We start from the raw sequence: 21,640 nt of genomic DNA on the forward strand, positions 1-21,640 counted from the left end.
GCGGTGCTGGCGCGTCACGCTGCTGCCGTCAAGCGTTCTCCGGCAATCCGGTAGGAAATCGCCTCGGCGAGATGGATGCGGCCGACCTTGTCCTCGCCGTCGAGATCGGCGAGCGTGCGGGCAACCTTCAGGATCCGGTGATAACCACGGGCGGAGAATTTCAGCTTCTCCGCCGCATCGCGCAGCAATTGCATGCCGGCCGCATCGGGAGCGGCGAAATCCTCGATGAGCGCCGTCGAGCAGCGGGCATTGGTGGAAATCTCCGGCAGGCCAGCTTCGGCGAAACGTCGCATCTGCCGCTCGCGCGCACGCGCCACGCGTGCCGCCACCGTGGCGCTGGGTTCGGCCGGGCGCGGGCGGATGAGATCGGCGGCGGAGACGGCCGGCACGTCGATGCGGATGTCGATGCGGTCCATCAGCGGGCCGGAAATGCGGCCCTGGTATTCGCTGACGCAGCGCAGGCCGCGGGCGCAGATGTGGCCGGGTTCACCCGCCATGCCGCAGCGGCACGGGTTCATCGCCGCCACCAGTTGGATGTTGGCAGGATAGGTGACCCGGTGATTGGCCCGCGCAATCACGCATTCGCCGGTCTCCAGCGGCTGGCGCAGCGCATCGAGAACCTGCGGTGCAAACTCGGGAAACTCGTCGAGAAACAGCACACCGTGATGGGCAAGCGAGGCTTCGCCCGGTTTTGCCCTCAGCCCGCCGCCGACGAGCGCTGCCATGGTCGCCGAATGGTGCGGCGTGCGGAACGGTCGTCGGTCGGACAGCTTGCCACCGGACAATTGCCCGGCGATCGAATGGATCATCGACACTTCCAGAAGTTCGGCAGCGGAGAGCGGCGGCAGGATGGAGGGAAGCCGTGCCGCGAGCATGGATTTTCCCGATCCGGGTGGACCTACCATCAGGAGATTGTGGCCGCCGGCGGCCGCCACTTCCAACGCCCGTTTGGCGCTTTCCTGCCCCTTGATGTCTGCGAGATCCGGCAGGTTGGCGGCAGGTGCACGGATCGCCGGCTGGGGACGCGACAGAACCTGCGTGCCGCGGAAATGATTGGCGAGCGCAATCAGGCTGCGCGGTGCGAGGATATCGATGCCGGCGCCTGCCCAGGCGGCTTCCGCACCACTGTCGGCCGGGCAGATCAACCCCTTGTCGAGGGCATTGGCGCCGATTGCCGCCGGCAGCGCGCCAGCCACGGCCGCAAGCGTGCCGTCGAGGTTCAATTCGCCGATCACCACGTAATTCGACAGCGCATCACCCGGAATGGCGCCCAGCGCCGCCATCAGGCCAAGCGCGATCGGCAAATCGAAATGCGACCCTTCCTTGGGCAGATCCGCCGGTGCCAGATTAACAGTCACCCGTTTTGGCGGAAGTGCCAGACCGGAGGCGTGCAAGGCCGCCTGAACCCGTTCGCGGCTTTCGGCCACCGCCTTGTCGGGCAGGCCGACGATCTGCATGCCGAGCTTGCCCGGCCCGACCATGACCTGAACATCGACAGGCACCCCCTCGATGCCCTGAAATGCGACTGTGCTGACCCGTGCAACCATGCGCCACCTGCCCCACACGCCCAAGTGTTTGCCGCGTTCCAAAACCCACAGGTTGTTGGAACGACCAAGTACAATCAAGCATGAATACGTCGGACAGACAAGAACATTATGCGAACAAATACACCAAAAACGCGATATTTCTTCACATTGGTTGTTGTTTTGGAACGAAACGCGATCAGGCGTGAACGGGCGGTGCCTGCGGCACCTGCCCGTCGGCCTCAGCCACGCTTTTTCTCGATGGCGTCCCAGAGAAGCGCAGCAACATCGGCGCCACCGAACTTCTTCACTTCGCGAATACCTGTGGGCGAGGTCACGTTGATCTCGGTCATGAAGTCGCCGATCACATCGATGCCGACGAACAGGAAACCACGTTCGCGCAGCGCAGGGCCGATGCGGGCGCAGATTTCCTTTTCGCGTGCCGTCAGTTCGGTTGCCTCGGCGCGGCCGCCCACATGCATGTTGGAACGCGCATCATGGTCTGCCGGCACGCGGTTGATCGCACCAACCGCTTCGCCATCCACCAGCAGGATACGTTTGTCGCCCTTGCGCACCGCCGGAAGATAGCCCTGCGCGATGAAGGGCTCGCGATACATCTGGCCGAACATTTCGAGCAGCGAGGAGAAGTTGCGGTCGTCGCGGGCCGAGTGGAAAACGCCGGCGCCGCCATTGCCGTAGAGCGGCTTCAGGATGATGTCGCCGAGTTCTTCCCGGAACCGCGCGATCTCGCCGATGTCGCGGGTAATCAGCGTCGGCGGCATCAGGTCGGCAAATTCGGTGACAAAAATCTTTTCCGGCGAGTTGCGCACCCAGGCCGGGTCGTTCACCACCAGCGTCTTCGGCTGCAGGCGCTCCAGAAGGTGCGTCGAGGTGATATAGGCCATGTCGAAGGGCGGGTCCTGGCGCAGCATCACCACGTCCATGGTGGCAAGATCCACCCGCTCGCGCTCACCGAGCGTAAAGTGGCTGCCCTTCTCGTCGCGCACCGTCATCGGCTCGACGGCGGCAAAGATGCGACCATCGCGCATGGTCAGCCGGTCGGGTGTGTAGTGGTAAAGCTCGAACCCTCGCGCCTGCGCTTCCAGCGCCATGGCAAAGGTGGAATCGCCGGCAATGTTGATGCCGGACACGTGGTCCATCTGGAACGCGACTTTGCGGATCTTGGCCATTCCCTGCCCCTTGTCAGATTGCCCGCCAGATGTAGGACGGCGGGCGATCGATGGCAACGGCAGATTCCAACCTCTCTCAGAGACCGAGGCCAGTTCCCTTGATGGCCCGGCGCAAGCGATTGCGAATCCTGTAGAAAAGCGCCAGCGGCAGCCAGATCGGCTGGCGCATGAAGGCAATCTTGCGCACGTAAGTGTCGATGCGCCAGGTGGCCCATGTGCCGGCCTTGAAATAACCGATGTCACCCGCCTTCAGGAGACGCTGCGTGCCATCCTCAGCGGTGATGAACACCTCGCCCTCGACGATGACGACGGTCTCGTCGTCGCCGAAAAACCAGCGGAAGGTGCCGGCGGTGCAGTCCCACATGGCGGTGACGGAACATTTGTCTTCCGTGCAGGAATGCTGCGCAACCCGCGCCACCGGCGTGCCGGCCAGGATCCATGCCGGTTCGATCGGCGCCGGCTTCAACTCCCGAAACAACGCCTCCGGCGTTGCCCCGATGAAGGGAGGAACGCCCTTGCGTTCCGTCGATGCGCGACCACGATAGGCAAGAGCCAGTGCTCCCGCCAATACAAGTTTCACAACCATGTTGCCCCCAAGGTTTGATCCTCGGGAGGCTAACAGGCGAACCTCATCAGGAGGTTTTGCGAACCTCTAAGATTTGAACGAATCCCGGCTTTGACCGAAATCAGGCCGTTTCCACCGCAGCCGTTGTCTTGTCCGTGGCGACATTCGTGCCCGAACCGATGCGTTTGCCATCGGATGCGGAGAAAAAGTGCAGGCGGTCCTGGTCGATCGTCAGGGACAGCGACTCGCCGATCACCATGTCCGTCGGCATCGAGGCCGTCAGCATCTGATCGCCCACCAGCCCGTGCACCAAGCGTTGCGCGCCCAGTTCCTCGACGTAATCCACCGTCATCGGCAGCACGGTCTCGCCTTCATGGGCGAGGCGCAGATCTTCGGCCCTGAGGCCGACGGTGACGGCGCCGGATGCGGGTGGCGCGCCGGCAAGATCGATCAGCGCCGGGCCGATCGCCAGGCGATTGCCATGGATTTCGCCGGCGACCAGGTTCATCGCCGGCGAGCCGATGAAGCTTGCAACGAAGGTGGAGGCCGGTGCGTGGTAGACCTCGAGCGGCGAGCCGATCTGCTCGATCCGGCCGCCATTCAGCACCACCAGCCGGTCGGCCAGCGTCATGGCTTCCAGCTGATCGTGCGTCACGTAGATCGAGGTGGTGCCAAGGCGCCGCTGCAGGCGCTTGATTTCGCCGCGCATGGAGACACGCAGTTTGGCATCGAGGTTCGACAGCGGTTCGTCGAAGAGAAAGGCCGCCGGCTTGCGCACGATGGCGCGGCCCATGGCCACACGCTGGCGCTGGCCGCCGGAAAGGGCGCGCGGCTTGCGCTCCAGATACTGGGTGATTTCCAGCATGCGGGCGGCTTCCGCCACACGCGCATCGATCTCCGCCTTCGGCGTGCCGCGGTTCTTCAAGCCATAAGCGAGGTTCTGGTAGACCGTCATGTGCGGGTAAAGCGCATAGTTCTGGAAGACCATGGCAATGTCGCGCTCGGCCGGTTCCATGCGGTTCACCACCTTGCCGCCGATCGAGACCTCACCTTCGGAAATGGCTTCGAGACCGGCAACCATGCGCAGAAGGGTCGACTTGCCGCAGCCGGAGGGGCCGACGAGGACGATGAACTCGCCATCGGCGATGTCGATCGAGACGGAATTGACCGCCTTCACGCCGCCGGCATAGATCTTCGACACACCGGCTATCTTGATGCCAGCCATGTTACTTCTCCGTCTCTGTCAGGCCGCGGATGAACAGCCGCTGCATAAATATAACGATCAGAATGGGGGGCAGCATGGCAAGCACGGACCCTGCCATCACGAGTTGCCACTGGATGACACCGTCCTGGACGGTGACCATGCGCTTCATGCCCATCATCAATGTGTAATAACCGGGGTCCGTCGTCACCAAGAGCGGCCAGAGGTATTGCACCCAGCCGTAAATGAAGAGGATGACGGACAGCGCGCCGATATTCGTGCGCGACAGGGGCAGCAGGATGTCGCGGAAGAACTTCATCGGGCCTGCCCCATCGACGCGCGCTGCTTCCAGCATCTCGTCCGGCACCGTCATGAAGAACTGGCGGAACAGGAAGGTCGCGGTGGCGGACGCAATCAGCGGAATGGTGAGACCCGCCCAGGAGTTCAGCATGCCGAGGTCCGCCACGATCTTATAGGTCGGCATGATGCGCACTTCGACCGGCAGCATCAGCGTGACGAAGATGATCCAGAAGGCGAGCTGGCGAAGCGGAAAGCGGAAATAGACGATCGCAAAGGCCGAAATGATCGAGATCGCGATCTTGCCGATGGTGATGACCAGCGCCATGATCAGCGAATTCAGTGCCATGTGCGAATAGTTCGGCAGGCCGTTGGCGGCTGAAGCACTCGTCAGGATCTGGGTGTAATTCTCGATGAAATGCGAACCGGGGAGAAGCGGCACGGGTCCGCTCATCAGCGTCGAGATGTCGTGCGTCGAGGCAATGATCGCGACATAGACCGGCAGCGCCACCACGGCAAAACCGAGGATCAGGAAGGCGTGGGTCAGAAAGGTCAGGAACGGGCGGTTTTCAACCATGATCGGTCCTCAATACTGCACGCGGCGTTCGACATAACGGAACTGCACGAAGGTCAGCACCATCACGATCAGCATCAGGAGAACCGACTGCGCCGAGGATGAACCGAGGTTGAGGCCGAGATAACCGTCCTGGTAGACCTTGTAGACCAGCGTCGTCGTGGCCTGCGCAGGCCCACCCACCGTCGTTGCGTCGACGATCGGGAAGGTATCGAACATCGTGTAGTTCACGTTGATGATGAACAGGAAGAAGGTAGTCGGAGAAAGCAGCGGCAGCGAGATATTGAAGAAGCGCTTGACCGGACCCGACCCGTCGATCGCGGCAGCTTCCATCAGCGACTGCGGGACGGACTGCAGACCGGCGAGGAAAAACAGGAAATTGTAGGACACCTGTTTCCAGGCGGCGGCGATGATGATCAGGATCATCGCCTGGGTGCCGTTCAGGTCATGGTCCCAGTCAATGCCGATCTTTTCGAGAAAAAAGGGCATCAGGCCCGTGGAACTGTTGAACAGGAACCACCACAGGACACCGGCGACCACGGGGGCGACCGCATAGGGCCAGACGAGCAGCGTGGTATAGACCTTGCCGCTGCGGACCAGACGATCCACCGAGGCGGCGAAGGCCAGGCCAAGAAGCATCGACAGCGCCGTCACCGATACGGCAAAAACGGCGGTTCTCGACAAAGCGTCGAGATAGTTCGGGTCTTCGAACAGGCGCTGGTAATGCAGCAATCCAACGAAGGCAGTCGACAGACCAAAGGGATCTTCGCGCTCGAAAGAGGATTTCACCGCCTGCGCCGCAGGCCAGATGAAAAACACCAGCGTGATGAACAGCTGGGGCGCAAGCAGAAGATAGGGCAGCAGCCGGTTATTGAAGGTCGTTTTTTTCGTATCCATGGAGCCCCTGCCAGATTGGTCCGGACAAAGGAAGGGAGGACCGGCCATCGGCCGCCCCTCCCCTCTGGGTCAGCTTTGATTAGTTGGCAGCTTCAAATTCGCGAAGCAGCTTGTTGCCACGCTCGACGGCGCTGTCGAGAGCCTGCTTGGCGTCCTTCTTGCCGGCCAGCAGCGACTGGAACTCTTCGTCCACGATCGTGCGAACCTGGGTGAAGTTGCCGAAGCGGAGACCCTTGGAGTTCGCGGTCGGCGTGCCACGGGTGATCTGCTCGATGGCGATGTCGGAGCCCGGGTTCTTGGCGTAATAGCCCTGGCTCTTGCCGAGGTCATAGGCAGCGTTGGTGATCGGCAGGTAACCGGTATACTGGTGCCAATCAGCCTGAACTTCCGGCTTCGACAGGTAGGTGAAGAACTTGGCTACGCCCTTGTAGACGGCCTTGTCCTTGCCATTCAGAACCCAAAGCGTGGCGCCGCCGATGATGGAGTTCTTCGGCTCCTTCGTGACGTCGTCGTAATAGGGCAGCGGAGCAAAGCCCGGCGTGAAGGTCTTGGCATTGTTGATGACGCCTGCACGGCCAGCCGACGAGTTCATCGTCATGGCGCATTCCTGGGCGTAGAACATCGTGGCTGCCTGGTCGCCGCCGACCGGACCGCCGTACTTGAAGAGGCCTTCATCCTGCCACTTCTTCAGGTTCGCCCAATGCTTGATCTGGACCGGACCGTTGAACTTGAATTCGGACTTCAGACCGCCGAAGCCGTTTTCCAGCGTGCCGAAGGGCTGGTCGTGCAGGGCCGACAGGTTTTCCGTCTGAACCCAGGTGATCCAGGCCGAGGTGAAGCCGCACTTGGCAGCGCCGGAGGAAACGATCTTCTTGGAGAAGTCTTCGACTTCCTTCCAGGTCTTCGGAGCCACTTCCGGATCAAGGCCAGCCTTCTTGAAGACGTCCTTGTTGTAATAGAGGATCGGCGTGGAGGAGTTGAAGGGCAGCGACAGGATGTTGCCCTGCGTGTCGGAATAATAACCGACGACCGGCGCCAGGAACGACTTCGGCTCGAAGCTTTCGCCTTCGTCCTTCATCAGCTTGTAGACCGGGTAGACGGCGCCCTTGGCGGCCATCATCGTGCCCGTGCCGACTTCGAAGACCTGGACGATGGCCGGCTGCTGGTTGGCGCGGAAAGCGGCGATCGCTGCCGTCAGGGTTTCCGGATAGGAACCCTTGTAGACCGGAACAACCTTGTAGTCGCTCTGGCTTTCGTTGAACTTCGTGGCGATCTCCTCGAGCTTCTTGCCGAGTTCGCCACCCATGGCGTGCCACCAGGTAACTTCGGTTGCTGCAAGCGAGGTGGTTGCCGAGAGCGCGAGCGCTGCTGCGGCCAAAGTGAGCTTCTTGAACATGGTGTCTCCCTCTATCTCCGGTAGATCGGATGTGGCTGGCTTAGCGGCCTTATGTGACGCGTCCTTAAAGGATTTATGACAGCACAGTTACAGGAGAGCCCGATATTGCACAGGTTTGCAAGTTTTTCAGAAGGCATCCACAAAATGTCGCGGAAGCCTCCAATGCTGCATCGCAACAATATCATATCGGAAGACAAGCAGATGCGCGTCAGTTTGCCTCGAAATCCAGTAGTTCGAGGCGGAGCGGATGCGGTGCTGCGCTGCATGACCGACCGCATCGACGGCATCGCGTTCACTTCTGCGCATTTTCACTTCAACAAAGGCAATCAGATCTCCCCGCCGGGCGATGATATCGATTTCACCGACGGGCGTGCGGTATCGCATGACAAGGATTCGGTAGCCTTTCAGACGGAGAAAGACGGCCGCGACGTGTTCGGCAAGGCGCCCGTGGCGCTCCGCCTTTTGGCGCTTCTGCCTCTTGTCGTCAGGCGCCATCGCCATCCTTCAACTCGATCAGCCGCTGGTAGAGGTCCTTGCGCGAGAGGCCGGTCAGGCGCGCGGCCTCGGCAGCGGCCTTCGTCGCCGGCATGCTGGCGACAAGTTCGCGCAGCATCACGTCGACATCGACGGCGGCCGGCACATCGTCGAAAGCCGGCGGTCCGATGACGAGCACGACCTCACCCTTCACCGTCGCATCGGCATATTGCGCCGCCAGGTCACCGAGCGATCCCCGGCGGAACTCCTCGAAGGTCTTGGTCAGTTCGCGGCAGACACAGGCGGGCCTGGACGAGCCCAGCACATCGGCGGCGATGACAAGCGTATCGGAAATGCGATGCGGCGATTCGAAGAAGATCAGTGTCGCCGGGATCTTGGACAGTTCCGCCAGCCGGTCGCGCCGGCCCTTTTCCTTGACCGGCAGGAAACCGGCAAACAGGAAGGCATCCGATGGCAGGCCGGAACCGACGAGTGCTGCAAGCGGCGCGGACGGTCCCGGAATCGGCACCACCTTGTGGCCCGCTTCCAGCGCCAGCTGACCCAGCCGGTATCCCGGATCGGAGACGAGCGGGGTTCCGGCATCGGACACGAGCGCAACGGACTTGCCCTCATCAAGCGCCGCGATCAGCCGCGGCCCGGCCTCGTTGGCGTTGTGCTCATGATAGGCGAAGGGACGGCTGGCAATCCCGAATCGGTCGAGCAGCACACGCGTGACACGGGTATCCTCGCAGGCCAGAACATCGGCACCGGCCAGCGTTTCGAGTGCGCGGAGCGTGATGTCGCCCAGATTGCCGATCGGCGTCGCCACCAGATACAAGGCAGGCTCGAGCGGCCTTGCCGGCACCGCGACATTGGCGACACGGTAGGTTCTGGAGGTCGCCTTGTCTTCTTCCGTCACGTCTGAACCTGTCCTTGTCTGCACTGTTTTGGCCTTTATGCGGGAGGCAAGGGGATTGGGCAAGCAGCACATGACCAGCCCGGACGGCTGTGGAAAGCTGTGCGAAGTCTCTTGCGCTGCATCGAAATCCTCCGCCCGTGTGGCAGGACCTCTTGCCTTTTCCTTCAAAACTCTGCCATTTTGCCCGTCCACATCGTCCGACCAGCCCGACGGACAAGCATAACTTCCGGTCCTTCCGGACCGGCACGGTCGAAAGCGGTAGCGTCCATGCGTATTACTCTTGAGCGGTCCAACCTTCTTAAGTCGCTGAACCATGTTCACCGGGTCGTGGAACGCCGCAACACGATCCCGATCCTGTCCAACGTGCTGATGCGTGCGTCGGGCAATGAACTGGCTCTGAAGGCGACCGACCTCGATCTGGAAATCACCGAGGAAGTGCCGGCCATGGTCGAACAGGCCGGCGCGACGACGGTTCCGGCCCACCTGCTTTACGAAATCGTGCGCAAGCTGCCCGATGGCGCGGAGGTACGCCTCGCGACCAATCCGGATGGCGGCAGCATGATCGTCCAGTCCGGCCGGTCGAAGTTTTCGCTGCAATGCCTGCCGGAATCGGACTTCCCGGATCTGACCGCCGGCACGTTCAGCCATACGTTCAAGATCAAGGCAACCGAACTCAAGATGTTGATCGATCGCACCCAGTTCGCGATCTCGACGGAAGAGACCCGCTATTATCTGAACGGCATCTTCTTCCACACGATCGAGGCCGGTGGCGAGCTGAAGCTGCGCGCCGTTGCCACCGACGGCCACCGCCTGGCACGCGCCGATATCGTCGCGCCGTCCGGTTCGGAAGGCATGCCCGGCATCATCATTCCGCGCAAGACGGTTGGCGAGCTGCAGAAGCTGGTGGACGATCCGGAACTCGTCGTCACCGTCGAGGTCTCGGATGCCAAGATCCGCCTGAACATGGGCTCGATCGTCATGACCTCCAAGCTGATCGACGGCACCTTCCCGGATTATCAGCGTGTCATCCCGACCAGCAACGACAAGGAAATGCGCGTCGATTGCCAGAGCTTTACCCGCGCCGTCGACCGCGTCTCGACCATTTCGTCGGAGCGTGGCCGTGCGGTGAAGCTGGCGCTCAGCGAAGGCCAGCTGCTGCTGACCGTCAACAACCCGGATTCGGGCAGCGCGACGGAAGAAGTCGCAGTCGGTTACGAAAGCGATCCGATGGAAATCGGCTTTAATGCCAAATACCTGCTCGACATCACCGCGCAACTGTCCGGCGAGGACGCGATCTTCATGCTGGCGGACGCCGGCTCGCCGACGCTCGTCAGGGATACGGCGGGGGATGATGCCCTGTATGTTCTGATGCCAATGCGCGTTTGAGTTAAAAGAGGATCGGTTCGCCGGTCCCTTTTTTTTGCCGCATTTTTAGATGCGACATTTTTCCTTGCTTTTGCGTCATCAAGAGCCACTTAGTCAGACAGGGCCTGCCGGGAGATCAGAATGCAGTTGCGTTTCAAGGAGCGGCTGGGCCGCAAGTTCGACGAGGAAATCCGCTTCTTTAAGGGATGGATCGACGGGCCGAAGCGGGTCGGCGCCATCCTGCCGACCTCCGGCATCACCGCACGCCGCATGGCGAGCGTCATTACGCCGAAATCGGGCCTGCCGGTGCTGGAGCTCGGCCCCGGAACCGGCATCATCACCAAGGCCATCCTGCAACGCGGCATTTCGCCGGAAAACCTGGTCTCGATCGAATTCTCGACCGACTTCTTTCAGCACCTGACCCGGAACTTTCCGGGCGTGCATTTCATCAATGGCGATGCCTTCGACCTCCAGAACACGCTTGGCAGCTTCAAGGACGTGCAGTTCGATGCAGTGATCTCGGCCATCCCCATGCTGAGCTTCCCGATGGAGCGGCGAATCGCCCTGCTCGAGGATCTTCTGGACCGTATGCCGCATGGCCGTCCGGTGATGCAGATCACCTATGGCCCTGTCTCGCCGATCGTCGCCAAACCCGACCGCTACCGGATCAAACATTTCGATTTTGTCGTCCGCAACATCCCGCCGGCGCAGCTCTGGGTCTACACCCGCCCCTGAGCGAGGTTTTTCCTCATGTTCGGCCTCTACGTCACCCATCCGCAGGTCAACATCGATCCGGCGGTTCCGGTTCCCGATTGGGGACTGTCGGAGACCGGATTGGCCCGAACCCGACAGGCGGCGGGCCTTGCCTGGGGTCGACAGCTTCGCCGCATCGTGTCGAGCGAGGAGCGCAAGGCGATCGAAACGGCAATGGTTCTGGCCGACGCCGCTGGCATCGCTGCGGAAATTGACGCGGAGATGCATGAAAACGACCGGTCCGCCACCGGCTTCCTGCCGCCACCGGCCTTCGAGCAGGCAGCCGACTGGTTCTTTGCTCATCCGGACGAGAGTTTTCGCGGCTGGGAGCGGGCCGTCGACGCGCAGGCGCGAATCGTGAAGGCGGTTTCCGAAGTGCTGGCCGGGCACGATCCGCGGCAGCCAATCGCCTTTGTCGGCCATGGCGGGGTCGGAACGCTGCTGAAATGCCATCTCGCCGGCCAGCCAATTTCGCGGGACCGCGACCAGCCCGGCGGCGGCGGCAATCTTTTCGCCTTCCATCTCTCCCGCTCTCTTGCCGAGTGCCGCCTTGCATGCGACTGGACGCCGATGGAATCTTGGCAAGGAGACATGTGATGACCGCACGCGACCGCTTGATCGTCGGGCTCGACCTTCCCACCATAAGCGAAGCGGAAACCGTGGTGCGCACGCTGGGCGACGAGGTCTCCTTCTACAAGATCGGCTACCAGTTGGCCTTTGCCGGCGGGCTGGAATTCGCCCGCGACCTTGTGCGCGATGGCAAGCAGGTCTTTCTCGACATGAAGCTGCTCGACATCGACAACACGGTGGCGAAGGGCGTCGAAAACATCGTCAAGATGGGCGTGACCATGCTGACCCTGCATGCCTATCCGAAGGCGATGCGCGCGGCGGTCGAGGCGGCGAAAGGTTCGAACCTCTGCCTGCTCGGCGTCACGGTTCTGACCTCCATGGACGATGCGGACCTGCGAGAGGCCGGCTACGAATACGATCCGCACACGCTGGTGCTGACGCGCGCCGAACAGGCACGCGCCGCCGGCATGGGGGGCATCGTCTGCTCGGCGGAGGAATCGTCGGCGGTGCGCAAGATCATCGGCCCGGACATGGCGCTGGTCACCCCCGGCATTCGCCCGAAGGGGGCCGATGCCGGTGACCAGAAACGGGTCGTCACGCCTTTCGACGCGATCAAGGCAGGCTCCAGCCACCTCGTCGTCGCCCGCCCGATCGTCAAGGCGGCGGATCCGCTGGCTGCGGCCCAGGCCATCCTGGCCGAAATGAACGAAGCGCTCTGAGAAAAACACGTCAGGAAAAGGGAGAGAAGCATGCCGAAGGGATACTGGATTGCCCGCGTCGATGTACGCGATGCGGAACGCTACAAGGATTATGTCGCCGCCGCCAAGCCGGCGTTCGAGCGCTACGGCGCGACATTCCTGGCCCGCGGCGGTCCCATCACCACGCTGGAAGGTACGTCGCGCGCCCGCAATGTCGTGATCGAATTCGCCTCGATGCAGGATGCGGTGGATTGCTACAATTCGCCGGAATACCAGATCGCCGCAAAAATCCGCCAGGAGGCGGCCGATGCGGAAATGCTGGTCGTCGAAGGCGTCTGATCACCCTTAAGGCAGGGCTTCCTTCACCACCCATGGATTTCGCTGCGCCTTGCGTCCTTCCGACCGGCGCTTGACACTTCACCTCGGCCACGCTTTGGGCTAGAGGAAACTACATGATCCTTTTGGCTTTCGGAGCATCCCCATGACCATGTCCAATCTTCCGCCGCTCGTCACCGTGTTCGGGGGCTCGGGTTTTGTCGGCAGGCATGTGGTTCGGGCGCTCGCCAAGCGCGGTTACCGCATCCGTGTCGCCGTCCGCCGTCCGGATCTCGCCGGCTTCCTGCGCCCGCTGGGTTATGTCGGCCAGATCCAGCTGGTCCAGGCAAACCTGCGCTATCGCGGTTCGGTCGATCAGGCCGTGGCCGGTGCCGATCACGTCATCAACTGCGTCGGCATCCTGTTCGAAAGCGGCAAGAACTCTTTTGACGCGGTGCAGGAATTCGGCGCCAAGGCCGTGGCGGAAGCCGCCCGTGCAACCGGCGCGAAGCTCACCCACATCTCCGCCATCGGCGCAGACACCAAGTCCGAATCGTCCTACGCCCGCTCCAAGGGCCGCGCCGAAGAGGCGATCCTGCAGACGCTGCCGGATGCCGTCATCCTGCGTCCATCGATCGTCTTCGGTCAGGAAGACAACTTCTTCAACAAGTTCGCCGACATGGCGCGTACCATGCCCTTCCTGCCGCTGATCGGCGGTGGCCACACGAAGTTCCAGCCGGTCTTCGTGGAAGATGTGGCGGAAGCCGTGGCCCGCTCGGTAGATGGCAAGGTCGAAGGCGGCAAGATCTACGAACTCGGCGGCCCGGAAGTGCTGACCTTCAAGCAGTGTCTTGAGGAAATGCTGCGCGTGACCTATCGCAAGCGCTCCTTCATCTCGATCCCGTTCGGCGTCGCCTCCCTGATGGGCAGCATTGCCTCGATGGTGCCGCTGATTGCCCCGCCGCTGACGGCCGACCAGGTGACCCTGCTGAAGACCGACAACGTGGTTTCGACTGAGGCCATCAAGGAAGGCCGCACGCTGGAAGGTCTCGGCATCAAGGGCACGCTGCTCTCCAGCATCCTGCCGAGCTATCTCGTGCGTTTCCGCATTCACGGCCAATACACCAATGCCGGAAAGGCCGCCTGAGGCGCGCCAGCGGTACTTTGCACTGCACAATTTGAGGCAGGGCCCGCGCCCTGCCTATTTCTTGTTATTCTAATGTGACACAAATGCCGCACTCGACGTCAAGCAGGCATTAACCGCGGATTCAACAACTTGCTCTATTGAATTCCTGGGTGGCGGCTCGTAAACCCGCACAACCGCTTCTGGATCAGTTGGCGCCGTGACATCTCTTATTTCCTCCGAAAGGCAATCCTCCATGGGCAAGTCGATCGCACTGTTTTTTGCGTGTGCGGCATTGGTTATTCTTGCGGGCTCGTTCCTGGCACCGGGCACGGTTGCCGCCAACAAGGGCACCTGCGCCCCGGCTTACGGCGTTGATCCGTGCAGCACGGGTTCGATCAGCAACACGTCTCGCTGATCGCGGCTGACAGGGCGGACCGTTTCAGGATCCGCCCCTTCTTCGCGCTACATCACCCGTAGATCAGCAGGCCAGCCAGGCCGGCAAAGCCGACGAGGATTCGCCAATAGGCGAAGGGCGCAAAGCCCCGGCTCGAGACAAAACTCAACAGACCCTTCACGACAAACAGCGCGGTGATGAATGCCGCCACGAAGCCGATTGCGATGATGCCGAGATCATCGAAGCTCAAGATGTCGCGGTTCTTGTAGAGATCCAGCACAAAAGCCCCGACCATGGTCGGCATGGCGAGGAAGAAGGAAAATTCCGCCGCCGAACGCTTATCCGTGCCCATCAGCAGCGATCCGACAATCGTGGCTCCCGACCGGGAGGTTCCCGGAATCATCGCCAGGCACTGGAAGAGGCCGATCTTGAAGGCGAGCGACGGCGGATAAGCCATCGCATCGGTGTAACGCGGCGTGAAATTCATCCGGTCGACGGCCAGCAGGATGAACCCGCCGACGATCAGCATCACGCAGATCAGCATCGGCGTTTCAAACAGCACGCTCTTGATGAAGTCATGCGCAAACGCGCCGATCACGGCGGCCGGCAGAAAACCCACCAGCACCGTCAGCACGAAACGCCGCGACTGCGCGCTTGTCGGCAGTGTCAGCGCCACGCTGAGGAGTTTCTGGAAATAGACCAGCAGGATGGCGAGGATCGCACCCAACTGGATGAGAACGGCAAAGGTGTTTCCGGGTGATTCGAAGCCGAGAAAGTGGCCGGCCAGCAGCACATGGGCCGTGGAGGAGACGGGGATGAACTCGGTCAGCCCCTCGATCAGGCCGAGAACCAGGGCGCTGACGATGGATTGGTCCGCCATTCTTGATCCTTTATTAACAGAGATGGGAATTATAGTGGGAGGCAAATGAGCGCTTCGGCCTACTAAACCTTCGTGGCTGCCTTATGTCAGCCACATTCGGGCATTGGTGATCGCGTCCGTCGCAGGCTTATCACAACAATCTTCATTTTCGAGTATCGATGCCCACGCTTTATCATCACCCGATGTCCTCTGCCTCGCGTTTCGTCCGCCTCATCCTGGCCGAATACGGCTTCCAGACGGATTTTGTGGAGGAGCAGCCCTGGGAAAAGCGCCGTGAGTTTCTGGCCCTCAATCCCGCCGGTTCGCTGCCCGTCTATGTCGATGACAGCATGCGTGTGCTCTGTGGTCCGAATGTCCTGCTGGAATTCCTGGACGAGACGCATGGTGTTCTGAAACGGGATCGCCGGCTTCTGGCGGAAGACCCGTTCCAGCGCGCCGAAATCCGACGGCTGACCGAATGGTTCCTGCAGAAGATGGAGCAGGACGTGACGAAGCCTTTGACCCGCGAGCGGGTCTACAAACTGCAGATGTCACAGGCGCAAGGCGGCGGCGCACCGGACAGCAAGGTGCTGCGCACCGCACGCGCCAATATTCGCCAGCACATGAAATACCTCGCCTGGCTTGCCGGCTCCCGCACCTGGCTTGCCGGCGACCGGCTGAGCTATGCGGATCTGGCGGCGGCCGCCTCCATCTCGGTGCTCGATTATCTCGGCGAGATCGATTGGCAGGAGACACCGGTCGCCAAGGAGTGGTATCAGAGGCTGAAATCGCGGCCCTCGTTCCGGCCACTTCTGGCGGAACGCATCCGCGGCATCACGCCGGTATCTCATTATGCGGATCTCGACTTCTGACAAGGACAGACCGACATCCGCCCCCTCGCAGAAAACCGAGGAGCGGAAACGCAAGCTGACCGCCTTCCTACGTCAGGAAGCGCTTGCCCAGGGTTTCGACCTCTGTCGCATCACGCTGCCGGACAGTATTCCGGAGGCGCCGGCCCGGCTTGCCGAGTTTGTCGCTGCCCGCCGCCACGGCACCATGGCCTGGATGGAGGAGACGCTGGAGCGACGCGCCGATCCGCGCACGCTGTGGAGCGAGGTGCGCTCCATCGTCATGTTCGGCCTGAATTACGGGCCGGAGGAGGATCCCCGGTCCATTCTCGACAAGCCGGACCGCGCCGCCATCTCCGTTTACGCCCGCAACCGCGATTATCACGACGTCATCAAGGGCCGGCTGAAGGAGATCGCCACGCGGTTTGCCGCGCGCGCCGGGGCCGACGTGAAGGTGTTCGTTGATACCGCCCCGGTGATGGAAAAGCCGCTCGCCGCCGCCGCCGGTCTCGGCTGGCAGGGCAAACATACCAACCTCGTCTCGCGCAGCCATGGCTCCTGGCTGTTCCTCGGCAGTCTGTTTACGACCGAAGCGCTGGAGATCGACACACCCGAACGCGATCATTGCGGCTCCTGCCGCGCCTGTCTCGACGCCTGTCCGACCGCGGCTTTCCCGGCGCCCTACCAGATCGATGCACGGCGGTGCATCTCCTACCTGACGATCGAACACAAGGGGCCGATCGATCCAGACTTGCGGCCGCTGATCGGCAACCGCATCTATGGCTGCGACGATTGTCTGGCCGCCTGTCCGTGGAACAAGTTCGCGGCAGAGGCCTCCGAGATGAAACTGAAGGCGCGCGAGGACCTGAAGGAGCCGTCGATCGCCTTTCTGCTGACCCTCGACGATGCCGCCTTCCGCAGCCTGTTCAGCGGCTCGCCGGTCAAGCGCATCGGGCGTGATCGGTTCGTCCGCAACGTGCTGATGGCAGCCGGGAATTCCGGGCGCAGTGATCTGATCGCGCCGTGCCAACGTCTTCTCGACGATGGCTCGCCGGTGGTGCGCGCCATGGCGGTCTGGGCCCTGTCGCGCCTGATGCCGCAGGCAGGCTTTGCGGCGCTGCGTGCGGCCAAGAGCAATGATGAGGACGCCGAGGTGCGGGCGGAATGGCAGATGACGGAGCAGTGCTGATGCGGATGATGATTTTCGGGGCCGGTTATTCCGGCCAGGCCATTGCGGCGGAAGCGCTGAAGGCGGGAGCAGAGGTGTCCGGCACGACCCGCAGCCCGGAAAAATCCGCTCTCCTCAGACAACAGGGCATCCAGCCCTTCCTGTTCGACGGCACGGCCCTGTCCGCAGAGCTTCGCCAGTCTCTGGCAGAGGTCACGCATCTCGTTCAGTCGATCGCGCCGGGTGCCGCGGGTGACAGCCTTCTCACTCTGACGAACGGTGATCTGCGCTCCCTTTTTCCGAAGCTCGAATGGGCGGGTTATCTGTCGACCGTCGGCGTGTACGGCGATCACGGAGGCGCGTGGGTGACGGAAGATACCCCGTGCCGGCCGGTCTCCCAGCGGTCGGTGGAGCGCGTCGCCGCCGAAGAAGGCTGGCAGGTCGCAGCCGAAATGGCCGGCATTCCCGTCGCCATCCTCCGGCTCTCCGGCATTTACGGGCCCGGCCGCAACGGTTTCGTCAATCTGGCGCAGGGCACGGCTCGGCGGCTGGTCAAACCCGGCCAGGTGTTCAACCGCATCCGGGTGGAGGATATCGGCCGCGCCTGCCGGTTCCTGATCGAGCGCCAGCTGGGCGGGATCTTCAACATCACCGATGCCGAACCGGCGCCGCCGCAGGACGTGGTGACGGAAGCCGCCCGCCTGATGGGCGTCGAACCGCCGCCGGAACAGGCCTTCGAAACGGCCGAGCTCAGCCCGATGGCACGCTCCTTCTATGGCGAAAACAAGCGGGTCTCCAACGCCAAGCTCTGCAACCTGGGGTTTGAATTTCTGTTCCCGGATTATAGGACCTCTCTCCGGCAGCTCTGGTCCGACGCCGTCTGGAAGCCCTGATTTCCGGGCTTCCGCCAAGCTGCCGGCAATCTCCTTACTCGGGTGAAAATTCCATTTTTGGCACATGAGTGAGTGACAGTTTCTTCATCTTTGCGGCAAAGTCGCCAAAATTTGCGTGAAATCGGCAGAAAAACGACCAGCTTGATAAAAAAATTTCTGCCATTTTCGTGAACCGGAATCAGGCCCCGATTCACCAGGAACGGTTTTCCAATTCTTGCCTGTTTTCCTTAAACTTTTTCCCTTTCGATCGCCGACGATCATTAGCCGGCTTGTCATCACGAATCTTACACTCTGAAACATTGCGTGATCTCAGAGTCCACGTTTCTGCCTTTTTTGACCCTGCCTTAGCCCGCCGCACAGGAAATTTTGGGCTCACCACAGGGGACAACAGGATTTGAAGTTCACACAACGCACGCTCTTCGCCGCGGTTGCCATCGCATCCATCTCGTTCATGGGAACCGCTTCCGCCAATGCCGCGCCAGGTTGTGGTCATGCCTCCTGGTATGCACTGACCTCGAAGACGGCCTCGGGCGAACGGATGAACCCTTCCAAGCTGACCGCCGCGCACAAGTCGCTGGGTTTCGGCACCAAGGTGAAGGTAACCAACAAGCGGAACGGCAAGAGCGTCGTGGTTCGCATCAATGATCGCGGCCCGTTCATCCGCGGTCGCGTCCTGGATCTCTCCAAGGCCGCCGCACAGAACATCGGCATGGTCGCATCCGGCACGGCACAAGTCTGTTACGAGGTCATCGGCTAAGGCTTCGGACGGGCTGGCGACGCCGCTCGATGGGCGTAAAGCCAGCGGCACAAAGGCCCGGCGAAACCCGAACAGCCTTGCCCTTGCGGCGGAAGGCGGTTACACGCCGCCTGACAAGCAAGGAGATTGACGATGCGACTGGGCGGACGGATGGCGGCTGCCATCGAGGTGCTGGCAGATATCGAGGCGCGCAGGCGTCCCGTCGCCGATGCCCTGAAGGACTGGGGCCTTGCCCACCGCTTCGCCGGCTCCGGCGACCGCGCGGCGATCGGCAACATTGTCTATGACGCGCTGCGCATGCGCCTCTCGCATGCCTGGCTGATGGACAATGAGAGCGAAACGGCGCTGGTCTATGCGGTCCTCCTGCGCCAGTGGGGTTTTACGGCCGAAACGCTGGCTGCAGAACTGGCCGACGACAAATTCGCGCCAGAGGCACCGGACCTTGCACCGCTTGCCACCCGCGATCTCTCAACCGCGCCACCACATGTCCAGGGTGATATTCCGGACTGGCTTGTCGGCTCGTTCGAAACCGCCTTCGGTGACCGCTGGCTCGCGGAAGCCGTGGCCATGGCGGGCCGCCCGACGCTCGACCTGCGCGCCAACACACTGAAGGCCACACGCGACAAGGTGGTCAAGGCACTCGACCGCTCCGGCGCCGTCCCCACACGGCTTGCCCGTTATGGCGTGCGCATCCCCGCCGGCGAAGGCGCCTCGCGCCTGCCGAACGTCACGGCCGAACTCTCCTTCCAGAAGGGCTGGTTCGAGGTACAGGACGAAGGCTCGCAGATGGTCGCCGATCTCGTGCAGCCCGCGGAAGGTCAGCAGGTGCTCGATTATTGCGCCGGTGGCGGCGGCAAGACGCTCGCGTTGTCGGCGGCCATGAACAACAAGGGTCAGGTGCATGCCTATGACGCCGACCGCAAACGACTGGCACCGATCATCGAGCGGCTGCGTCGCGCCGGAACCCGCAATGTTCAGGTCCATGACGATGTGCGTGATCTTTCCAGCCTTGAGGCAAAACTCGATACTGTGCTGGTCGATGCTCCCTGCACCGGCACCGGCACCTGGCGCCGGCGGCCCGACACGAAATGGCGTCTGACCGACAAGAACATCGAGGAGCGGCTCGAGCAGCAGCGTGATGCCCTGACCTCTGCCGCACGTTACGTAAAACCCGGCGGCCACCTCGTCTACGTCACCTGTTCCATCCTGCCGCAGGAAAACGGCAGCCAGATCGAACGTTTCTGTGCCGAGAACCCGGACTTCTCACCGGTCGACAGCCTCACCACCTGGACGGCTCTGTTCGGCGCCGAAGCGGAAAAGCCGTATTCGGCAGACGGAACAAGCCTGACACTGACCCCCGGCTCGACCGATACGGACGGCTTCTTCTTCTGCAAGATGAAACGAAATGGCTGAAATGCGCCTCTTGGCTTGACGATCGTCAGGTTGTGGCCGGTCCATCAAATCGTTCTAATCTAGATTGTTTGACACCAGTATCCGTATGCGCGATGACAGCGCAGACGGCTTCACGCTGCTGCAGGAGGGATTATGATCCGTAGAACGATTTTGAACGCAAGCTTCGGCTTGCTCGCCGCATCCGCCGCCTTCGTCATGACCCCGGCCATGGCGGCCGAACCGGCCGCGGTGCTGAAGCATTATGCGGACCTCGCCCATGCCAAATACGAGGATTCGCTGACCACCGCGAAGGCGCTCGACAAGGCGATTGATGCGTTGATCGCAAAGCCCTCGCAGGAGACGCTGGCCGCAGCCCGCCAGGCCTGGATTGCCGCACGCATTCCCTATCAGCAGTCGGAAGTCTACCGCTTCGGCAACCCGATCGTTGATGAGTGGGAAGGCAAGGTTAATGCCTGGCCGCTCGATGAGGGCCTCATCGACTACGTCGATGCGTCCTACGGCACCGAGAGCGACAGCAACGCCTATTACACCGCCAACGTGATCGCCAACAAGAAGCTGACGATCAACGGCGAGGAGATCGACGCCTCGAAGATCACGCCGGAGTTCATCCGCAGCCTGCACGAGGCCGGCGAAGTGGAGGCCAATGTCGCCACCGGTTATCACGCGATCGAGTTCCTGCTCTGGGGCCAGGACCTGAACGGCACCGGACCGGGTGCCGGCAACCGCCCTTATACCGATTACGACAAGGCCAATTGCACGCACGGCAATTGCGACCGCCGCGCCGATTACCTGAAATCCGCCTCCACGCTTCTGGTGCAGGATCTTCAGGAGATGGTGGTGGCCTGGGCGCCGGATGGCGAGGCAACCAAAACCGTGACCGCCGATCCGAAGGCCGGCATCACTGCAATCCTCACCGGCATGGGGTCGCTGTCCTATGGCGAACTCGCCGGCGAGCGGATGAAGCTCGGCCTTTTGCTGCACGATCCGGAAGAAGAGCATGACTGCTTCTCCGACAATACCTACGCGTCGCATCTGAACGATGCGATCGGCATCGCGTCTGCCTATAACGGCACCTATACCCGCGTCGACGGCACCAAGATGACCGGCCCGTCGCTCTCCGAACTCGTCAAGGAGAAGGATCCGGCGCTGGATCAGGAAATGACGGCCAAGCTCGACAAGACGCTTGCCGCCATGAACGCCATGGCCGACCGCGCCAAGAAGGTGGAAGCCTACGACCAGATGATCGGCGAAGGCAATGCACAGGGCAATGCGGTCGTTCAGGCTGCCATCGACGGCCTGATCGACCAGACGAAGACGGTCGAACGCATCATCGCCAAGCTCGATCTTGGCGCGATCAAGCTCGAAGGCTCCGACAGCCTCGACAATCCGAACGCCGTGTTCAAGTGATCAGGACGGAGCAGGCCGCCCGCCTTGCGCGGGCGGCC

The 21,640-nt window shown here is 61.9% G+C and carries 24 protein-coding genes; 13 read left to right on the plus strand and 11 right to left on the minus strand.

The genetic code is table 11. The annotated features are described in order from the left end of the window. Positions 1–14: 14 nt before the first annotated feature. The 9 genes from OU993_RS05620 to rsmI form a co-directional block, all read right to left on the minus strand. Entirely contained in the window at positions 15–1,547 is a 1,533-nt protein-coding gene (locus OU993_RS05620) for a YifB family Mg chelatase-like AAA ATPase (RefSeq protein WP_268155273.1), read from the minus strand. Between the two features lie 218 nt (positions 1,548–1,765). Beyond that, the gene (gene gshB / locus OU993_RS05625; protein WP_268155274.1) at positions 1,766–2,713 is read right to left on the minus strand and encodes a glutathione synthase; all 948 of its coding nucleotides are present in this window, start codon (positions 2,711–2,713) and stop codon (positions 1,766–1,768) included. Positions 2,714–2,789: 76 nt separating this feature from the next. Further along, complete coding sequence (locus OU993_RS05630) at positions 2,790–3,299, minus strand: cupin domain-containing protein (protein ID WP_268155275.1); 510 nt, start codon at positions 3,297–3,299, stop codon at positions 2,790–2,792. A gap of 100 nt (positions 3,300–3,399) precedes the next feature. Then, positions 3,400–4,503: a sn-glycerol-3-phosphate import ATP-binding protein UgpC gene (locus OU993_RS05635; RefSeq protein ID WP_268155276.1), complete on the minus strand. Its 1,104-nt coding sequence runs from the start codon at positions 4,501–4,503 to the stop codon at positions 3,400–3,402. A gap of 1 nt (position 4,504) precedes the next feature. Then, positions 4,505–5,353, minus strand: a complete 849-nt coding sequence (gene ugpE, locus OU993_RS05640; protein ID WP_268155277.1) for a sn-glycerol-3-phosphate ABC transporter permease UgpE — start codon at positions 5,351–5,353, stop codon at positions 4,505–4,507. 9 nt (positions 5,354–5,362) lie between these two features. Beyond that, positions 5,363–6,247, minus strand: coding sequence for a sn-glycerol-3-phosphate ABC transporter permease UgpA (gene ugpA, locus OU993_RS05645; protein WP_268155278.1), 885 nt, complete (start codon positions 6,245–6,247; stop codon positions 5,363–5,365). Between the two features lie 79 nt (positions 6,248–6,326). After that, positions 6,327–7,643: a sn-glycerol-3-phosphate ABC transporter substrate-binding protein UgpB gene (gene ugpB / locus OU993_RS05650; RefSeq protein WP_268155279.1), complete on the minus strand. Its 1,317-nt coding sequence runs from the start codon at positions 7,641–7,643 to the stop codon at positions 6,327–6,329. Positions 7,644–7,769: 126 nt separating this feature from the next. Then, positions 7,770–8,138 carry a YraN family protein gene (locus tag OU993_RS05655; RefSeq protein WP_268155280.1) on the minus strand — a complete coding sequence of 123 codons (369 nt, stop codon included), beginning with the start codon at positions 8,136–8,138 and terminating at the stop codon, positions 7,770–7,772. Further along, positions 8,128–9,036: a 16S rRNA (cytidine(1402)-2'-O)-methyltransferase gene (rsmI, locus tag OU993_RS05660; protein WP_442792875.1), complete on the minus strand. Its 909-nt coding sequence runs from the start codon at positions 9,034–9,036 to the stop codon at positions 8,128–8,130. Before rsmI ends, OU993_RS05655 begins: the two co-directional genes overlap by 11 nt. 267 nt (positions 9,037–9,303) lie before the next feature. Between rsmI and dnaN the strand changes: the two genes are divergently transcribed. The 7 genes from dnaN to OU993_RS05695 all read left to right on the plus strand — a co-directional run bounded on the left by dnaN (position 9,304) and on the right by OU993_RS05695 (position 14,278). After that, a complete protein-coding gene (dnaN, locus tag OU993_RS05665) occupies positions 9,304–10,422 on the plus strand; it encodes a DNA polymerase III subunit beta (protein WP_268155282.1) in 1,119 nt (372 codons plus the stop codon). 120 nt (positions 10,423–10,542) lie between these two features. Beyond that, a complete protein-coding gene (gene pmtA, locus OU993_RS05670; protein WP_268155283.1) occupies positions 10,543–11,136 on the plus strand; it encodes a phospholipid N-methyltransferase PmtA in 594 nt (197 codons plus the stop codon). Between the two features lie 15 nt (positions 11,137–11,151). Further along, positions 11,152–11,751: a histidine phosphatase family protein gene (locus tag OU993_RS05675; protein WP_268155284.1), complete on the plus strand. Its 600-nt coding sequence runs from the start codon at positions 11,152–11,154 to the stop codon at positions 11,749–11,751. Further along, a complete protein-coding gene (gene pyrF, locus OU993_RS05680; protein ID WP_268155285.1) occupies positions 11,751–12,443 on the plus strand; it encodes an orotidine-5'-phosphate decarboxylase in 693 nt (230 codons plus the stop codon). Before OU993_RS05675 ends, pyrF begins: the two co-directional genes overlap by 1 nt. A gap of 30 nt (positions 12,444–12,473) precedes the next feature. Beyond that, positions 12,474–12,761: a DUF1330 domain-containing protein gene (locus OU993_RS05685; protein ID WP_268155286.1), complete on the plus strand. Its 288-nt coding sequence runs from the start codon at positions 12,474–12,476 to the stop codon at positions 12,759–12,761. Between the two features lie 142 nt (positions 12,762–12,903). Next, positions 12,904–13,884, plus strand: coding sequence for a complex I NDUFA9 subunit family protein (locus tag OU993_RS05690; protein WP_268155287.1), 981 nt, complete (start codon positions 12,904–12,906; stop codon positions 13,882–13,884). A gap of 232 nt (positions 13,885–14,116) precedes the next feature. After that, positions 14,117–14,278 carry a hypothetical protein gene (locus OU993_RS05695; protein ID WP_268155288.1) on the plus strand — a complete coding sequence of 54 codons (162 nt, stop codon included), beginning with the start codon at positions 14,117–14,119 and terminating at the stop codon, positions 14,276–14,278. A gap of 52 nt (positions 14,279–14,330) precedes the next feature. On the opposite strand, the gene OU993_RS05700 is transcribed toward OU993_RS05695, so the two are convergent. Beyond that, on the minus strand, positions 14,331–15,137 hold the full coding sequence (locus tag OU993_RS05700; protein WP_268155289.1) for an undecaprenyl-diphosphate phosphatase: 807 nt from the start codon (positions 15,135–15,137) through the stop codon (positions 14,331–14,333). A 158-nt stretch (positions 15,138–15,295) separates the two neighbouring features. On the opposite strand from OU993_RS05700, the gene OU993_RS05705 reads away from it, so the two are divergent. Genes OU993_RS05705 through OU993_RS05715 form a run of 3 tightly spaced genes read left to right on the plus strand, consistent with a single transcriptional unit; the run spans position 15,296 to position 18,025 of the window. Further along, positions 15,296–15,988: a glutathione S-transferase family protein gene (locus tag OU993_RS05705; protein WP_268155290.1), complete on the plus strand. Its 693-nt coding sequence runs from the start codon at positions 15,296–15,298 to the stop codon at positions 15,986–15,988. Beyond that, the gene (gene queG, locus OU993_RS05710; RefSeq protein WP_268155291.1) at positions 15,969–17,153 is read left to right on the plus strand and encodes a tRNA epoxyqueuosine(34) reductase QueG; all 1,185 of its coding nucleotides are present in this window, start codon (positions 15,969–15,971) and stop codon (positions 17,151–17,153) included. Before OU993_RS05705 ends, queG begins: the two co-directional genes overlap by 20 nt. Beyond that, positions 17,153–18,025 (plus strand): SDR family oxidoreductase, encoded by an 873-nt coding sequence (locus tag OU993_RS05715; protein ID WP_268157521.1) that lies wholly within the window; start codon positions 17,153–17,155, stop codon positions 18,023–18,025. Before queG ends, OU993_RS05715 begins: the two co-directional genes overlap by 1 nt. A gap of 84 nt (positions 18,026–18,109) precedes the next feature. On the opposite strand, the gene OU993_RS05720 is transcribed toward OU993_RS05715, so the two are convergent. Further along, a complete protein-coding gene (locus OU993_RS05720; protein WP_268155292.1) occupies positions 18,110–18,286 on the minus strand; it encodes a hypothetical protein in 177 nt (58 codons plus the stop codon). Positions 18,287–18,476: 190 nt separating this feature from the next. Between OU993_RS05720 and OU993_RS05725 the strand changes: the two genes are divergently transcribed. The 3 genes from OU993_RS05725 to OU993_RS05735 all read left to right on the plus strand — a co-directional run bounded on the left by OU993_RS05725 (position 18,477) and on the right by OU993_RS05735 (position 21,602). After that, complete coding sequence (locus OU993_RS05725) at positions 18,477–18,782, plus strand: septal ring lytic transglycosylase RlpA family protein (protein ID WP_442792932.1); 306 nt, start codon at positions 18,477–18,479, stop codon at positions 18,780–18,782. A gap of 132 nt (positions 18,783–18,914) precedes the next feature. Continuing rightward, a complete protein-coding gene (locus OU993_RS05730) occupies positions 18,915–20,195 on the plus strand; it encodes an RsmB/NOP family class I SAM-dependent RNA methyltransferase (RefSeq protein WP_268155295.1) in 1,281 nt (426 codons plus the stop codon). Between the two features lie 132 nt (positions 20,196–20,327). Next, positions 20,328–21,602, plus strand: coding sequence for an imelysin family protein (locus OU993_RS05735; RefSeq protein WP_268155297.1), 1,275 nt, complete (start codon positions 20,328–20,330; stop codon positions 21,600–21,602). Positions 21,603–21,640 lie beyond the last annotated feature (38 nt).

Origin of the sequence: Rhizobium sp. SL86, from assembly GCF_026672545.1 — a bacterium.
Classification (GTDB): Bacteria; Pseudomonadota; Alphaproteobacteria; order Rhizobiales; family Rhizobiaceae; genus Neorhizobium.

Bases quoted from the DNA above. Each gene is read 5' to 3' on its own strand.
- gshB (WP_268155274.1), bottom strand. From the start codon at position 2,713: ATGGCCAAGATCCGCAAAGTCGCGTTCCAGATGGACCACGTGTCCGGC.
- OU993_RS05715 (WP_268157521.1), top strand. From the start codon at position 17,153: ATGCGGATGATGATTTTCGGGGCCGGTTATTCCGGCCAGGCCATTGCG.
- ugpE (WP_268155277.1), bottom strand. From the start codon at position 5,353: ATGGTTGAAAACCGCCCGTTCCTGACCTTTCTGACCCACGCCTTCCTG.
- OU993_RS05685 (WP_268155286.1), top strand. From the start codon at position 12,474: ATGCCGAAGGGATACTGGATTGCCCGCGTCGATGTACGCGATGCGGAA.
- pyrF (WP_268155285.1), top strand. From the start codon at position 11,751: ATGACCGCACGCGACCGCTTGATCGTCGGGCTCGACCTTCCCACCATA.
- OU993_RS05705 (WP_268155290.1), top strand. From the start codon at position 15,296: ATGCCCACGCTTTATCATCACCCGATGTCCTCTGCCTCGCGTTTCGTC.
- ugpB (WP_268155279.1), bottom strand. From the start codon at position 7,643: ATGTTCAAGAAGCTCACTTTGGCCGCAGCAGCGCTCGCGCTCTCGGCA.
- OU993_RS05695 (WP_268155288.1), top strand. From the start codon at position 14,117: ATGGGCAAGTCGATCGCACTGTTTTTTGCGTGTGCGGCATTGGTTATT.
- OU993_RS05630 (WP_268155275.1), bottom strand. From the start codon at position 3,299: ATGGTTGTGAAACTTGTATTGGCGGGAGCACTGGCTCTTGCCTATCGT.
- OU993_RS05655 (WP_268155280.1), bottom strand. From the start codon at position 8,138: ATGGCGCCTGACGACAAGAGGCAGAAGCGCCAAAAGGCGGAGCGCCAC.
- dnaN (WP_268155282.1), top strand. From the start codon at position 9,304: ATGCGTATTACTCTTGAGCGGTCCAACCTTCTTAAGTCGCTGAACCAT.
- OU993_RS05690 (WP_268155287.1), top strand. From the start codon at position 12,904: ATGACCATGTCCAATCTTCCGCCGCTCGTCACCGTGTTCGGGGGCTCG.
- OU993_RS05735 (WP_268155297.1), top strand. From the start codon at position 20,328: ATGATCCGTAGAACGATTTTGAACGCAAGCTTCGGCTTGCTCGCCGCA.
- OU993_RS05730 (WP_268155295.1), top strand. From the start codon at position 18,915: ATGCGACTGGGCGGACGGATGGCGGCTGCCATCGAGGTGCTGGCAGAT.
- ugpA (WP_268155278.1), bottom strand. From the start codon at position 6,247: ATGGATACGAAAAAAACGACCTTCAATAACCGGCTGCTGCCCTATCTT.
- OU993_RS05725 (WP_442792932.1), top strand. From the start codon at position 18,477: ATGGGAACCGCTTCCGCCAATGCCGCGCCAGGTTGTGGTCATGCCTCC.
- OU993_RS05675 (WP_268155284.1), top strand. From the start codon at position 11,152: ATGTTCGGCCTCTACGTCACCCATCCGCAGGTCAACATCGATCCGGCG.
- OU993_RS05635 (WP_268155276.1), bottom strand. From the start codon at position 4,503: ATGGCTGGCATCAAGATAGCCGGTGTGTCGAAGATCTATGCCGGCGGC.
- OU993_RS05700 (WP_268155289.1), bottom strand. From the start codon at position 15,137: ATGGCGGACCAATCCATCGTCAGCGCCCTGGTTCTCGGCCTGATCGAG.
- pmtA (WP_268155283.1), top strand. From the start codon at position 10,543: ATGCAGTTGCGTTTCAAGGAGCGGCTGGGCCGCAAGTTCGACGAGGAA.
- OU993_RS05620 (WP_268155273.1), bottom strand. From the start codon at position 1,547: ATGGTTGCACGGGTCAGCACAGTCGCATTTCAGGGCATCGAGGGGGTG.
- queG (WP_268155291.1), top strand. From the start codon at position 15,969: ATGCGGATCTCGACTTCTGACAAGGACAGACCGACATCCGCCCCCTCG.
- OU993_RS05720 (WP_268155292.1), bottom strand. From the start codon at position 18,286: ATGATCGTCGGCGATCGAAAGGGAAAAAGTTTAAGGAAAACAGGCAAG.